Below are 14,217 nucleotides of genomic sequence, written 5' to 3' on the forward strand. Positions count from 1 at the left end.
CAACCGTCCCGGATCACGCCAACAAGAAGATGTTTCAGGAGAAGCACCATGGGCGAAGTCGTCATGGCCGCCAAGGTCTGCCACGTTCCATCGATGTACCTGTCCGAACTGCCGGGCAAGCACCACGGCTGCCGTGAGGCGGCCATTGCCGGGCATAAGGAAATTGCTCGCCGCGCCCGGGCGCTGGGGGCCGACACCGCGGTGGTGTTCGATGTGCACTGGCTGGTCAACAGCGGTTACCACATCAACTGTGGTGAAGCCTTCAACGGCACCTACACCAGCAACGAGCTGCCGCACTTCATCAAGAACATGACCTACGACTACCAGGGCTGCCCGGAGCTGGGGGAGCTGATCGCCGCCGAGGCCAACGCCGCCGACGTGCGCACCCTGGCCCACAACATCCCCAGCCTGGAGCTGGAGTACGGCACCCTGGTGCCCATGCGCTACATGCACATGGACGTACCCGCCGCCGAGCACTTCAAGGTGGTGTCGATCGCGGCCTGGTGCGCCTGGCACAAACTCGAAGACAGCTTCACCTTCGGCGCCGCGGTGCGCCGGGCGATCGAAAAGAGCGAGCGCAAGGTCCTGGTGCTGGCGTCCGGCTCCCTGTCCCACCGTTTTTCCAACGACCGCGAAGCCGAGGCCAACATCCACAACTGGACCCGGGAATTCGACAAGCAGGTGGACCAGCGGGTGGTGGAGCTGTGGCAGCAGGGTCGCTTTCGCGAGTTCTGCGCCATGCTCCCGGACTACGCCACCAGTTGCCATGGCGAAGGCGGCATGCACGACACGGCAATGCTCCTGGGGCTGTTGGGCGGGCCTGAACACAACCGCCCGGCGGAGATCATCACGCCGCTGTTCGGCAGCTCCGGCACCGGCCAGATCAACGCCATTTTCTAGAAGCAGCAGCAAGCTTCCAGCCACAAGCTGCAAGACCACATCGACAGCAGCGGCAAGTCGCCAATCTACAGCCGCAAGAGAACCCTCTTGCAGCTTGTAGCTTGCCGCTTGCCGCTGCCTCCGAAGGAGGCCTCCGTGCCGCATTTCATCGCTGAGTACACCGACAACATCGAACAGGCCGCCGACCTGCCGGGGCTGTTCACCAAGGTTCATGACTACCTGGGCGCCACGGGCGTGTTTCCCCTTGGGGGCATTCGCAGCCGCGGGGTACGCCTGGACACCTGGCGCATGGCCGATGGCAAGCACGACTACGCCTTTGTCCATATGCGCCTGCAAGTGGGTGCCGGTCGTGACCTGGCCACCCGGCGCCAAGTGGCCGAGGGGCTGTTCGAGATCATCAAGGCGCACTTCGCCGAGCTGCAGGCGCAGCGTTTGCTGGCCCTGTCGTTCGAGATGAGCGAGCTGGAGGCCGAGCTGAACTTCAAGCACAACAACGTGCATGAGTTTCTGCGCGGACAGGCCTGAGCATTGTGCCGGCCCTTTCGCCGGCAAGCCGGCTCCTACACAACGCCCATGCCACCCGTAGGAGCTGGCTTGCCAGCGAACAGGCCCGCAAGCCAGGCGCCAGCCCCGAGGCAGACTTCGCTGGCAAGCCGACCCACACAAGAACAATAACGAGATCTCCCCATGTCCCATCCCGCAATCGCCGAGGCTCCTGTGGCCGAGGTCAACGACTGCTATCGCAAGATCACCTGGCGGCTGATGCCGCTGTTGTTCGTCTGCTACATCTTCGCCCACCTGGACCGCATCAATATCGGCTTCGCCAAGTTGCAGATGACCCAGGACCTGGGCTTCAGCGACAGCGTCTACGGCCTCGGCGCCGGGCTGTTCTTCGTGGCCTATGCGCTGTTCGGGGTGCCCAGCAACCTGGCCCTGGAGCGGGTCGGACCACGGCGCTGGATCGCCTTGCTGATGCTGGTCTGGGGCCTGCTGTCCAGTGCCCTGATGCTGGTGGACAGCGCCTGGGGCTTCTATGTGCTGCGCTTTCTGCTGGGGGTTGCTGAAGCAGGCTTCTTTCCCGGCATCCTGGTGCTGCTCAACCGCTGGTTCCCGGCCAGCCGCCGGGGTCAGGTCACCGCACTGTTCGCCATCGCCGTGCCCATGGCCGGGGTCATCGGTGGCCCCTTGTCGGGCTGGATCCTGGAAAGCTTCCACGACTTTGGCGGCCTGCGCGGCTGGCAGTGGATGTTCCTGATCGAAGGCCTGCCGGTGGTCCTGTTGGGGCTGTTGGTGCTCAAGGCCCTGCCGGAAAGCATCGAGCAGGTGGACTGGCTGACCCCGGCGCAGAAAACCTGGCTGCGCCAGGCCCTGCAACAGGAAGAACAGCGCAAATCGATCACCCGCTTCAGCGGCATCCTCAAGGATCGCCACGTCTGGCTACTGGTGTGCGTGTACTTCGCGGTGATGCTGGCGGTGAACACCATCGCCTTCTGGATGCCGACCCTGATCCATCACGCCGGCATCGCCCGGGACAGCAATGTCGGCCTGCTCAGTGCCCTGCCCTATCTGGCCGGCTGCCTGTTCATGCTCGGCATCGGCCGCTCTTCGGACCGCCTGCGCGAGCGCCGCTGGCATTTGGCGATACCGCTGCTGATGTCCAGCCTCGGCCTGATCCTCACCGGGCTGGCCCCGGGCAACCCGTGGCTGGTGATGTTCGGCCTGCTGGTGGCCGGCATGGGCGCCAGTGCCGCGTTGCCGATGTTCTGGCAACTGCCGCCGGCGTTTCTGGCCAGCAGCACCCAGGCCGCGGGCATCGCCCTGATCAGCTCCTTCGGCAGTGTGGCCGCCTTCCTCGCGCCCTACCTGATCGGCGTGGTGCGCGACGCCACCCAGAGCGCCAGCCTGGCCCTCTATGCCCTGGCCCTGCTGATCGCCCTGGGCGCCTGGCTGGTGCTCCAGGTGCCGGCCCATATCGTCAACCCTCAGGAGAAATAACCATGCTCAGCCCCTCGGATATCCAGGAAGCCGCCGCGCACCTGAATGCCGCCGAACGCAGCCGCGAACAGATCGGCCAGTTGTCCCTGCAATACCCCGACATCAGCCTCGAGGATGCCTACGCCATCCAGCGCAGCTGGGTGGAGCAGAAGATCCGCGACGGGCGCAAGCTGGTGGGCCACAAGATCGGCCTGACATCGCGGGCGATGCAGGTGTCGTCGAACATCACCGAGCCGGATTTCGGCGCCCTGCTGGACGACATGCTGTTCGATGAAGGCACGGACATTCCCTTCCAGCGCTTTATCGTGCCGCGGGTCGAGGTGGAGCTGGCGTTCATCCTCGGCAAGCCCTTGAAAGGCCCTCACTGCACCCTGTTCGATGTGCTGGACGCCACCGACTGGGTGATCCCGGCCCTGGAGATCATCGACGCCCGCATCCAGCAGGTGGACCCGCAGACCCAGGCCACGCGCAAGGTGTTCGACACCATCTCCGACAACGCCGCCAACGCCGGGGTGGTGATGGGCGGCCGCGCCGTGCGCCCCGGGGATGTGGACCTGCGCAAGGTGCCGGCGGTGCTCTACCGCAATGGCGTGATCGAGGAGTCCGGGGTGTCCGCGGCGGTGCTCAACCACCCGGCCAAGGGCGTGGCCTGGCTGGCCAACAAGCTGGCGGCCCATGACGTCGGCCTGGAAGCCGGGCAGATCATTCTCGGCGGCTCCTTTACCCGCCCGGTGGCGGCCCGTCCCGGGGATGTCTTCCACGTGGACTACGATCAGTTGGGCAGCATTGCCTGCCGCTTTGTCTGAGGAGACGGCCATGGATATGCCACTGAACCTGTTCAAACAACGTCTGCAACACAGCGAACCGCAGATCGGTCTGTGGTTGGGGCTGGCGGACGGCTACTGCGCCGAACTGGCGGCCAACGCCGGTTTCGACTGGCTGCTGCTGGACGGCGAACACGCCCCCAACGACCTGCGCAGCCTGCTGGCGCAGTTGCAGGCCATCGCCCCCTACCCAGCCCAGGGCATCATCCGCCCACCGATCGGCGACACCGCGCTGATCAAGCAATTGCTGGACATCGGCGCCCAGACCCTGCTGATCCCCATGGTCGAAAGCGCCGAGCAGGCGCGCCAGCTGGTGCGCGCCATGCACTATCCGCCGCGGGGGGTGCGTGGCGTGGGCAGCGCCCTGGCCCGGGCGTCGCGCTGGAACAACATCGCCGACTACCTGGACCGGGCCGATGAACAGATGTGCCTGCTGGTGCAGGTGGAGAACCTCGAAGGCCTGCGCAACCTGGATGAAATCCTCGCGGTGGACGGCGTCGATGGCGTGTTCATCGGCCCGGCGGACCTGTCCGCGGCCATGGGCCATCGCGGCAACCCCGGGCACCCGGACGTGGTGGCCGCGATTGAAGACGCCATCGTGCGGATTCGTCGAGCGGGCAAGGCCGCAGGGATTCTCAGTGCCGATCAGCGACTGGCGCGGCGCAGCATCGAACTGGGGGCGAATTTTGTCGCGGTAGGCGTGGATACCACCGTGCTGATGAAGGGCCTGCGGAGTCTGGCCGGCCAGTACAAGACCCTGGACACCCCCACCCGCGACGGCGGAGTTTACTGACGGGCGATGGCCGTAGGAGCCGGCTTGCTGGCGAAGGCGTTCTCGCGTGTGGTGCAAGGCTTGGCGGACTCTTCGCTGGCAAGCCAGCTCCTACACGGGGGGCAAGGTTCGCGGGGCTTTTCCGTAGGAGCCGGCTTGCCGGCAAAGGCGTTCTCGCGGGTGGTGCAAGGCTTGGCGGACTCTTCGCTGGCAAGCCAGCTCCTACACGGGGGGCAAGGCTCGCGGGGCTTTTCCGTAGGAGCCGGCTTGCCGGCGAAGGCGTTCTCGCGGGTGGTGCAAGGCTTGGCGGGCTCTTCGCTGGCAAGCCAGCTCCTACAAGGCGTTGCGGGCCAGGCGCCAGACGCGGGCGATGTCGGCGGCGCGTTCGCGCAGCAGGCGCGGGGCTTCGCGGCAGGCCTGTTCCAGGCTCATGGGGCCTGAGGTCAGGGCGAAGGCTGCATCCACGCCGTGGGCATACATCTGCTGGTAACCCTCGCCCAGGGTGCCGGCAATGACGATCACCGGAACGCCCTGCTCCCGGGCGATGCGCGCTACGCCAAACGGCGTCTTGCCCCGCAGGGTCTGGGCGTCAAAGCGGCCCTCACCGGTAATCACCAGATCGGCACCGCGCACGGCCTGTTCCAGGCCCACCAGTTCCGCCACCACTTCCACCCCCGGGCGAAATTGCGCGCCGAGGAACGCCTTGGCGGCAAACCCCAGGCCGCCAGCCGCGCCGCTGCCGGGTTCGTCACGCACGTCCTTGGGCAACACCTCGGCACACAGGTCCGCGAAGTGCCCCAGGGCCCGGTCCAGCGCTTGCACCTGTTGCGGCGTGGCACCTTTCTGCGGGCCGAAGATCGCCGAGGCACCGTGATCGCCACACAGCGGGTTGTTGACGTCGGCGGCGATTTCAAAGCGCACCCGGGCCAGACGCGGGTCCATGCCATCAGACTCAATGCCAGCCAGATCAGCCAGGGCCAGACCACCACGGGGCAGTGTCTGGCCCTGGCGATCCAGCAATTTGAGACCCAGAGCTTGCAGGGCCCCGGCGCCGCCATCGTTGGTGGCACTGCCGCCGATGGCCAGGATGATGCGTTGGGCCCCGGCATCCAGCGCGGCCAGGATCAGCTCCCCGGTGCCGAAGGTGCTGCTGTTGCAGGCATCGCGTTGGTCCAGCGCCAGCAATTGCAGGCCACTGGCCTCGGCCATTTCGATGATCGCCGTGTGATTCTGGGGCAGCCAGCCCCAGCGGGCTTCGACCGGCGCCCCCAGCGGCCCCTGGACCCGATGGCGGCGCAGTTGCCCGTCACAGGCGGCAAGAATCGACTCCACCGTGCCCTCGCCGCCGTCGGCCATCGGGCATTGGCACAGCTCGGCATCGGGCCAGACCTCGGCCAGCCCCTGGGCAATGGCCTGGGCCACGCCTGCGGCACTCAGGCTGTCCTTGAACGAGTCGGGGGCGATGATGATTTTCATGGGGCGTTCTCCGGTTCTTGTGCCGCCATGCTGCCACTTGGCGCAGGCGCTGACCCCGGGCCGCTGCACAAGTCCGAGGGCGCTTTATTGTTCATTGCTACAACGGCGCAACCTCGCCTAGCGTTGAAACCGCTGCCGCAGGCTGCGAACGGGCGCGTAGCGCTCGCGAGGGTCTTGAAGGTGATACAGGTTTAACTGGAGATTGCCAAGCAAGGCCCTACGGGCCTTTGCGCAGCCTCGCTGGAGCTCGGCAGCGGCTACAGGACTCTGTAGCCGCTGCCGCAGGCTGCGAACGGGCGCGCAGCGCTCGCGAGGGTCATGAAGACGATGCAGGTTTGGCTGGAGGTTGCCAAGCAAGGCCCTGCGGGCCTTTGCTCAGCCTCGCTGGAGCTCGGCAGCGGCTACAGGACTCTGTAGCCGCTGCCGCAGGCTGCGAACGGGCGCGCAGCGCTCGCGAGGGTCTTGAAGGTGATGCAGGTTTGGCTGGAGATTGCCAAGCAAGGCCCTGCGGGCCTTTGCGCAGCCTCGCTGAAGCTCGGCAGCGGCTACAGGGGATTGTGTTGAGCCGTGTTGGGGGGCAGCAATTGCACCCCCAGGTACAGGGCCAGCATGCCGTCCAGGCGCAAGGGGTCGACGCCGCTGAGTTCGGCGATGCGCTCCATGCGGTAGCGCAGGCTGTTGCGGTGGATGCCCAGGGCGTCGGCGCAGGCCTGGCTCTGGCCATCGTGGTCGCACCAGCTGCGCAGGGTCGCCAGCAACTGGCCGTTGCTGTCCTTGGCCAGCACCTTGCGCAACGGGGTCAGCAACTCGTCCAGGGCGTCGTCGTTGCGGTGGCGCCAGAGCATCACCGGCAGGCGGTAGCGGTTGAGGGTCAGCAGGCGCGAGTCCGGCAGCAGGTCGCGGCCGTAGGCCAGCAGGTCGCTGACCCGGCGATAGCAACGGCGCAATCCGGCCAGGCCATCGGCCTGCCCGCCCACGGCAACCCGTAGGATGTTCCAGCCCTGGCCGTCGAGTTTTTCCAGCAGCCGCGGGTTGTCCAGGCCGAGGTTCGCCGGGCGACACCAGAGCAGGGAAGTCTTCGACGAACTGACGCACCAGCTGTCCGGGTAGCGGCTCATCAGCCAGGCGCTGAGGGTCTCGACGCCCTGCCCCACGGGCTGTTCCGGCGCCAGTTCGAACAGGTAGGGCGTGCGCGCCAGTTGCGGCTTGAGGCCCATCTGCCGGGCTTCGTCCACCAGGCGCGGGGAGTCGCCGCCGTCACTCAGGAGCAGGGCCAGCAGATCGTCGCAACGCTGGCGCCGCCATTGCTGCTCGGCCTGCTGGTGACGCTGGCCCACCAGCATCTCGGCGGTCATGCGCACCAGTTCGGCGTAGGTACGCAGCAAGGCCGGATCGCCGGTGATGCCCAGCACCCCGATCAGCCGCTGGTCGTGCAGCAGCGGCAGATTGATCCCCGGTTGCACGCCCTTGAGCCGCTGCGCGGTGGGCGCGTCGATCTCCACCACCCGACCGTTGGCCAGCACCAGTTGCGCGCCTTCATGCCGGGTGTTGATCCGCTCCGGCTCGCCACTGCCGAGGATCAGGCCCTGGCTGTCCATGACATTGACGTTGTAGGGCAGGATGGCCATCGCGCGGTCGACGATGTCCTGCGCCAGGTCATGATCGAGTTCGAACATAGGGAGAGGATCCTTGGACATTGTTCAGTGGCACAGGGGCCGTGGCCAATCGCTGTGCGCCGGCACAAAGACAGCGACCGCGGCGTGACCGAGACTCTCGGGGCGGTCAACGTTACCCTTGCACCGCGAAAAATCATAATAAAGAGAGACACACCATGTCACAGAGCGCCGCTGTCCCACTGGCCCAGGCTGACGACAAGAACGCCGTCTACAAGCGCATCACCCTGCGCCTGATCCCCTTCATTTTCGTCTGCTACCTGTTCAACTACCTCGACCGGGTCAACGTCGGCTTTGCCAAGCTGCAGATGCTCGACGCCCTGAAGTTCAGCGAGACGGTCTACGGCCTGGGGGCCGGGATCTTCTTCATCGGCTACGTGCTGTGCGGCGTGCCGAGCAACCTGGCACTGAACCGGTTCGGCCCGCGGCGCTGGATCGCGCTGATGATGATCACCTGGGGCACCCTGTCCACCTGCCTGCTGTTCGTCACCACGCCGACCCAGTTCTATACCCTGCGCCTGTTCACCGGGGCCGCCGAAGCCGGGTTCTTCCCCGGGGTGGTGCTGTACCTCTCGCAGTGGTTCCCGACCTTTCGCCGGGGCCGGATCATGGCCCTGTTCATGTCGGCGATCCCGGTGTCCGGCTTGCTCGGCAGCCCGTTCTCCGGCTGGATCCTCAACCATTTCGCCGCCGGGCAAGGCGGCCTCGCCGGCTGGCAGTGGATGTTCCTGCTGCAGGGCATTCCCACGGTGGTACTGGGCGCCCTGGCGTTCTTCCTGCTCAGCGACAGTTTCGCCCACGCCAAGTGGCTGACACCCGCTGAACGCGCAGTGCTGGCCGCCGACCAGGCCAGCGACGCCGCCAACCAGCCGAAAACCGCCAGCGACTCCCTGGCCGCGGTGTTCAAGAACCCGGCGATCTGGGCCTTCGGCCTGATCTACTTCTGCATCCAGAGCGGGGTCTACGCGATCAACTTCTGGCTGCCGTCGATCATCAAGAACCTGGGCTTTGCCGACAACCTGGTGATCGGTTGGCTGAGCGCCATTCCCTACCTGCTGGCGGCGGTGTTCATGCTGCTGGTGGGGCGCTCGGCGGATCTGCGCAAGGAGCGCCGCTGGCACCTTGTCGTACCGATGCTGATGGGCGCCGTGGGCCTGCTGATCGCGGTGAATTTTGCCGCCAACCCGGCCCTGGCCATCCTCGGCCTGACCCTCGCCACCATGGGCGCCCTCACCGGCCTGCCGATGTTCTGGCCGGTGCCCACGGCCCTGCTCAGTGCCGGCGCGGCGGCCGGCGGCCTGGCGCTGATCAACTCCATGGGCCAGATGGCCGGCTTTCTCAGCCCCTACCTGGTCGGTTGGGTCAAGGACAGCACCGGCTCCACCGATGCCGCGTTGTACCTGCTGGCGGCGGTCATTGTCGGCGGCAGCCTGCTGGCGCTGCGCATGACCCGCACCCTGAACCGCTGAGCCGCGGCAACGCCAAAAGCCCGTTCGAGCCCAAGCTGGAACGGGCTTTTTTCAGCGCCGGCGTCAGTCCGGCGCACCCGCGTGCCGGGTGTAATCGTGACTGATGGTCAACGCCCCCGCCGCCGGAGCATCCAGCTCCAGCACCAGCCCCCCGGGCAGACGGACGAAGATCTGCCAGATGCCGTCTTCCGGCACCTGCGCCACTTGATGCTCAAGGCCACTGGCTTGCACCCGCCGCAATACCACTTCGGCCGCCTCCTGGGTGCTGAAGGCGATATGGCTCAGTTGCGGCTCGGGGCTGTCGGCCTGCTCGATGACGTGAACCAGCGCCTGCCGGTCCTGATACAGCCAGCGCCCGGGAAAGGGAAACGGCGGGCGCCGTCCCCTTTGCAGCCCCAGCAAGTCGGCGAACGCCGCCTGCAACGCCTCGCCCTCGGCGACGTTGAACGCCAGGTGGTCGAAGCGCCAGTTCACAGCAGGCCACCGCCATCGACGTCGATCAGGCTGCCGCTGATAAAAGCGTTTTCCATGGCCAGGATAAAGGCCGCGGCGATGTCGTCCGGCTGGCCGACACGGCCCACCGGCAGGCTGGCGGCCGTGCGCGCGAACATCGCCTGACGAGCCTCCTCGGACATCCCGGCATAGGCTTCGGTGGCGGTGACCCCGGGGCTGATGACATTCACCCGACGTGGCGCCAGCTCCTTGGCCAGGTGCTTGCCCAGGGCTTCGAGGGCGGCATTGAGGGTGGTCTTGAGCACCTGCCCGGGGACCATTTTGCGCGACAGCAGGCCCGAGGTCAGGCTGATGCTGCCGTGGGGCGCCAGATGGGGCAGCGCCGCCTGGACCGCGCGCCACACGCCCCAGAACTTCACCTCGAACGCCCGCTGGGCGTCCAGCAGATCGGTGTCGGCCAGGGGCTTGGCGGTGATCGCCGGACCGGCACTGATCACCAGATGGTCAAAGGCCCCCACGCTACTGAACAGATCGCGGACGCTGGCGGCATCGGTGATATCCACGACGAGGCTGCGGGCCGATGCCGGCAACTGCGCCTGCTGGCGCTGCAGGGCATCCAGGCTGCGCCCGGCCAGCACCACCCGGGCACCCCGTTCAGCGGCCTGACGGGCCACCGCGGCGCCAATGCCGCTGCCGGCGCCGATCACCACCACGGTCTGCCCGGCCACGCTTGAGTTGGAAAGAGTCATTGCGATCACCTGTTGCGATTGAAAGTGATTGCATCTTCCCAGCTTGCCAATCGAGGAAAAATACCGCTAAAACGCAAAGATCTTTAAAGGATTTTTACTAATGAGCTCGATCCTCGACCTGGAAATCTTCGTGCGCACCGCCGACTCCGGCAGCCTTTCCGCCGCCGCCCGCTCCCTGGGCCTGACCGCGGCCGCCGCCAGCATCGCTCTCAAACGCCTGGAAACCCGCCTCGGCAGCCGCTTGCTGGCCCGTTCCACCCGCAGCATGCGCCTGACCGAGGAAGGCCGGCGCTATCTGGACAGCGTGCGCCTGGCCCTGGCCACCCTGGAGGACGGCGAGCAGGCGCTCAAGCAGCAGAGCCAGGGCCTGAGCGGGGTGCTGCAACTGTCGGCGCCCTCGGATTTCGGGCGCAACGCGCTGCTGCCCTGGCTTGACGACTTCAAGGCCGAACACCCGCAACTGCGCCTGCAACTGCGGCTCAACGATCGCCGCGCCGACCTGTTCCGCGATGCCGTGGATGTGGCCCTGCGCTTTGGCGTGCCCGAGGATTCGAGCCTGGTGGCCCTGCCGATCCTTCCCGAGCATCGGCGCGTGGCCTGCGCCAGCCCGGCCTATCTGGCCCGCTGCGGCACCCCGCGGTCGCCCGAGGATCTGTCGCACCACAGCGCCCTGCTCTACCTGCGCAACGACCGGCCCTATGACAGCTGGCGCTTCAGCCGTGGCGCCGACACCCGCGAGGTGCCGGTGCGCGGCGACTACCTGTGCGACGACGGCGAAGTGGCCCGGCGCTGGGCCCTGGCCGGCCACGGCATCGTCTACAAGGCCCGGCTGGATGTGGCCGAGGACATTCGCGCCGGGCGACTGATCGCTCTGCTGACCGACTGGCAGGGCGAACTGACGCCCTTCAACCTGCTGTGCCCCCATCGCTTGCAGGTGTCGGAGCGGGTGCGGCTGCTGCATGGCTTTGTGTTGCAGCGCTGTCGCGCGCTGTGCCCGTGTTGAGCGTCAGTCCGGGGGCGGCTGGCCGCTGCGCGGTTCGCCGGCAAGCCGGCTCCTACGCAATGTCCTCGCAGGTGATCTCACGGGCCTCTTTGCCGAAAAGCCGTCCCCGGCGAGGAGGCGCCATTCAGGCATTGCGCAAGGCCGGCGTTGTGGTATTTGATGGGCGCCCAGCCTGGCCGGAAATGCCCCGGCCACCCCTCTAGCACAAGGATTTCGCCCATGAGCTATCGCATCCTCGGCCATTCCGGTCTCAAGGTTTCCACCCTGACCCTGGGCACCATGATGTTCGGCGAGCAGACCAGCACCGAAGACTCGCTGCGCATCATCGACAAGGCGTGGGACCAGGGGATCAATTTCATCGACACCGCGGACGTCTACACCCAGGGCCGCTCCGAGGAGATCGTCGGTGAAGCCATCGCCCGCCACCGCCATGAGTGGGTGCTGGCGTCCAAGGTAGGGTTCGGCCCGGTGGACGGCCTGCCCAACCGCAGCGGCTTGAGCCGCAAGCACATCTTCAACGGCATCGAGGCCAGCCTGACCCGCCTGGGCACCGACTACCTGGACATCTACTACCTGCACCGCGAGGACCACAACACCCCGCTGGACGTGAGCATCTCGGCCATCGGCGACCTGCTGCGCCAGGGCAAGATCCGCTACTGGGGCCTGTCCAACTACCGGGGCTGGCGGATTGCCGAGGCGATTCGCCTCGCCGACCAGCTGGGGGTGGACCGCCCGGTGATCAGCCAGCCGCTATACAACATCGTCAACCGTCAGGCCGAGGCCGAGCAGATCACCGCGGCCAAGGCCTATGGCCTGGGCGTGGTGCCTTACAGCCCGCTGGCGCGGGGTGTGCTCAGCGGCAAGTACGCCCCGGATGTGGCCCCGGACAGCGGCAGCCGCGCCGGGCGTCAGGACAAGCGCATCCTGGAAACCGAATGGCGGGTGGAGTCCCTGCGCATCGCCCAGCAGATCCAGGCCCACGCCCGGAGCCGCGGCGTCGATATCGTCGAATTCGCCATCGCCTGGGTCTTGAACAACCAGGCGGTGAGCTCGGCCATCGTCGGTCCGCGCACCGAGGCCCAGTGGGATGCCTACACCCGGGCCCTGGCGGTGCAGATCAGCGCCGAGGACGAAGCCTTCATCGACTCCCTGGTGAGTCCGGGGCATGCCTCGACCCCGGGCTTCAATGACGTCGGCCACTTCGTCTCGGGTCGTTTTCCGCACCTGGGCTGAATCGCGCCGGTGGCGACGCAAAGGCGCGCGCCACCGGCCTCGGGCTCGACCGGCCCTGTTGCACCTTGGCCATAAACGAGAAAAATTCCCGCCACGATGGCGCAATCAGAGCAAAAAATTCGCGCCTGACCCTCTATATTGCCCCTCGCTTCTGCGCCCTTATTTCTATGTGTCCCGAGCGTTCGGGTATTACGAGGACAGTGTGTCTAAAGGTATTGCGTTATCGGTCCTGGCGTCGGTGCTGTTTGCCGTCATGTATTTCTACACCTCGCTGCTGGCGCCCCTGACCGGGGTGGAGATCTTCGGCTGGCGCATGCTGCTGACCCTGCCCTGCATGACCCTGTTCATGATCTTCAGTGGCGAGTGGCACCGGGTCGGCCAAGTGCTGCGCCAGGTGGCAGGCAAACCGCTGCTAAGCCTGGCGCTGCTGCTGTCGTCGGCCCTGGTGGGGGTGCAGCTCTGGCTGTTCATGTGGGCGCCGCTCAACGGCTACAGCCTGGATGTGTCCCTGGGCTATTTCCTGCTGCCGCTGACCATGGTCCTGACCGGACGCATCGTGTATGGCGAGCGTCTGTCGCGCTTGCAGAAAGTCGCCACGCTGCTGGCCTGCTTCGGGGTGCTCAACGAGCTGTATCAAGTGGGCAGTTTTTCCTGGGCGACCCTGGTGGTGGCTTTGGGCTACCCGGTGTATTTCGTCCTGCGCCGGCGCCTGGGCACCGATCATCTGGGCGGCCTGTGGCTGGACATGGCGCTGCTGATCCCGGTGGCACTGTGGTTTGTGCAAGGCGGCGAACAGGGATTTGCCGTGGTCGACAGCCACCCCGGCCTGTACCTGCTGATTCCCCTGCTGGGGGTGATCAGCGCTTCGGCGCTGGCGTGTTATGTCATTGCCAGCCGCTTGCTGGCCTTCAGCCTGTTCGGCCTGCTCAGCTACGTGGAACCGGTGTTGCTGCTGTTTGTCGCGCTGCTGCTGGGGGAAAGCATCAAGACCGGGGAATGGCTGACCTACATACCGGTCTGGCTGGCGGTGCTGGTGCTGGTGCTTGAAGGGGTCAAGCACCTGATGCGCCAACGCCGCATCTGACGGACGCGCCCGCGTTGGCCCGAACGGGCCTTCGGGCCTCGTCGGGGTTCAGGGCTTGATCTGCTTGAGCTCATTGAGCAGGGCCAGCAAGGCCTGCATCTTGTCTTCGCCAAATTGCTGCTGGATCTTCTGGTAGTTGATTTCCATGTCGCCGCTCATGGACTCGAAACAGGCCTGGCCCTTGTCGGTCAGGGTGATGAACAGGCGGCGCTGGTCTTCCGGCGACTTGCGGCGGCTGACGTACTGGTCGCGCTCCAGGCGGGTCAGTACCCCGGTCATGCTCGGCGGCAGGATGCAGGCCATCTTCGCCAGCTGGTGGCTCTCCAGCTCGCCGTTCTGGCGCAGGATGCGGATCACCCGCCACTGCTGCTCGGTCAGGTCGTGCTGGTTCAGCGAGGGGCGGAAAAACGCCATGGCGGCCTCACGGGCCTGCAACAGGGTCAGGGTCAGGGAAGGTCTGGGTGTGTTCATCAAGGCGTCGGTCGAGGGCTGGGAAACAGAGGCGCGAACATTAACACATTCACAATCGCCAGCCGACAGGCAAAACAAAGCCCGATCAGGCGGGGCCTGATCGGGCTCTGAGTTC

14 protein-coding genes are annotated in these 14,217 nt (G+C 66.3%); 9 read left to right on the top strand and 5 right to left on the bottom strand.

Annotated elements, in window-relative coordinates; translation table 11 throughout:
• The first annotated feature begins 48 nt into the window (after positions 1-48).
• The 5 genes from hpaD (at position 49) to hpaI (ending at position 4,512) form a co-directional block, all read left to right on the top strand.
• Positions 49-900, top strand: a complete 852-nt coding sequence (gene hpaD / locus PST29_RS16950; RefSeq protein ID WP_060843789.1) for a 3,4-dihydroxyphenylacetate 2,3-dioxygenase — start codon at positions 49-51, stop codon at positions 898-900.
• A 135-nt stretch (positions 901-1,035) separates the two neighbouring features.
• A complete protein-coding gene (locus PST29_RS16955) occupies positions 1,036-1,425 on the top strand; it encodes a 5-carboxymethyl-2-hydroxymuconate Delta-isomerase (RefSeq protein WP_060839584.1) in 390 nt (129 codons plus the stop codon).
• 162 nt (positions 1,426-1,587) lie between these two features.
• Positions 1,588-2,895 (top strand): MFS transporter, encoded by a 1,308-nt coding sequence (locus tag PST29_RS16960; protein WP_060843790.1) that lies wholly within the window; start codon positions 1,588-1,590, stop codon positions 2,893-2,895.
• A 2-nt stretch (positions 2,896-2,897) separates the two neighbouring features.
• Positions 2,898-3,701 carry a 2-oxo-hept-4-ene-1,7-dioate hydratase gene (gene hpaH / locus PST29_RS16965; RefSeq protein WP_060843791.1) on the top strand — a complete coding sequence of 268 codons (804 nt, stop codon included), beginning with the start codon at positions 2,898-2,900 and terminating at the stop codon, positions 3,699-3,701.
• Positions 3,702-3,711: 10 nt separating this feature from the next.
• Complete coding sequence (gene hpaI, locus PST29_RS16970; protein ID WP_060843792.1) at positions 3,712-4,512, top strand: 4-hydroxy-2-oxoheptanedioate aldolase; 801 nt, start codon at positions 3,712-3,714, stop codon at positions 4,510-4,512.
• 312 nt (positions 4,513-4,824) lie between these two features.
• On the opposite strand, the gene PST29_RS16975 is transcribed toward hpaI, so the two are convergent.
• A complete protein-coding gene (locus tag PST29_RS16975) occupies positions 4,825-5,967 on the bottom strand; it encodes a glycerate kinase (protein WP_060843793.1) in 1,143 nt (380 codons plus the stop codon).
• 545 nt (positions 5,968-6,512) lie between these two features.
• Positions 6,513-7,643 carry a sugar diacid recognition domain-containing protein gene (locus tag PST29_RS16980; protein ID WP_060839589.1) on the bottom strand — a complete coding sequence of 377 codons (1,131 nt, stop codon included), beginning with the start codon at positions 7,641-7,643 and terminating at the stop codon, positions 6,513-6,515.
• Positions 7,644-7,798: 155 nt separating this feature from the next.
• Between PST29_RS16980 and PST29_RS16985 the strand changes: the two genes are divergently transcribed.
• On the top strand, positions 7,799-9,109 hold the full coding sequence (locus PST29_RS16985) for an MFS transporter (RefSeq protein WP_060843794.1): 1,311 nt from the start codon (positions 7,799-7,801) through the stop codon (positions 9,107-9,109).
• A gap of 63 nt (positions 9,110-9,172) precedes the next feature.
• Here PST29_RS16985 and PST29_RS16990 read toward each other — a convergent pair whose 3' ends face one another.
• Positions 9,173-9,583 carry a hypothetical protein gene (locus tag PST29_RS16990; RefSeq protein ID WP_060843795.1) on the bottom strand — a complete coding sequence of 137 codons (411 nt, stop codon included), beginning with the start codon at positions 9,581-9,583 and terminating at the stop codon, positions 9,173-9,175.
• Positions 9,580-10,311, bottom strand: a complete 732-nt coding sequence (locus PST29_RS16995) for an SDR family oxidoreductase (RefSeq protein WP_060843796.1) — start codon at positions 10,309-10,311, stop codon at positions 9,580-9,582. The genes PST29_RS16990 and PST29_RS16995 overlap by 4 nt, the downstream gene beginning before the upstream one ends.
• A gap of 100 nt (positions 10,312-10,411) precedes the next feature.
• On the opposite strand from PST29_RS16995, the gene PST29_RS17000 reads away from it, so the two are divergent.
• The 3 genes from PST29_RS17000 (at position 10,412) to rarD (ending at position 13,631) form a co-directional block, all read left to right on the top strand.
• Positions 10,412-11,314 carry a LysR family transcriptional regulator gene (locus tag PST29_RS17000; protein WP_060843797.1) on the top strand — a complete coding sequence of 301 codons (903 nt, stop codon included), beginning with the start codon at positions 10,412-10,414 and terminating at the stop codon, positions 11,312-11,314.
• A gap of 219 nt (positions 11,315-11,533) precedes the next feature.
• Positions 11,534-12,547 carry an aldo/keto reductase gene (locus PST29_RS17005; RefSeq protein WP_060843798.1) on the top strand — a complete coding sequence of 338 codons (1,014 nt, stop codon included), beginning with the start codon at positions 11,534-11,536 and terminating at the stop codon, positions 12,545-12,547.
• 202 nt (positions 12,548-12,749) lie between these two features.
• Entirely contained in the window at positions 12,750-13,631 is an 882-nt protein-coding gene (gene rarD, locus PST29_RS17010; RefSeq protein WP_060843799.1) for an EamA family transporter RarD, read from the top strand.
• A gap of 48 nt (positions 13,632-13,679) precedes the next feature.
• Here the strand turns inward: rarD and hpaR are convergent, their stop codons facing one another.
• Positions 13,680-14,102: a homoprotocatechuate degradation operon regulator HpaR gene (gene hpaR / locus PST29_RS17015; RefSeq protein ID WP_011061668.1), complete on the bottom strand. Its 423-nt coding sequence runs from the start codon at positions 14,100-14,102 to the stop codon at positions 13,680-13,682.
• Positions 14,103-14,217: the final 115 nt, after the last annotated feature.

The organism is Pseudomonas sp. St29 (assembly GCF_001547915.1).
Lineage (GTDB): Bacteria > Pseudomonadota > Gammaproteobacteria > Pseudomonadales > Pseudomonadaceae > Aquipseudomonas.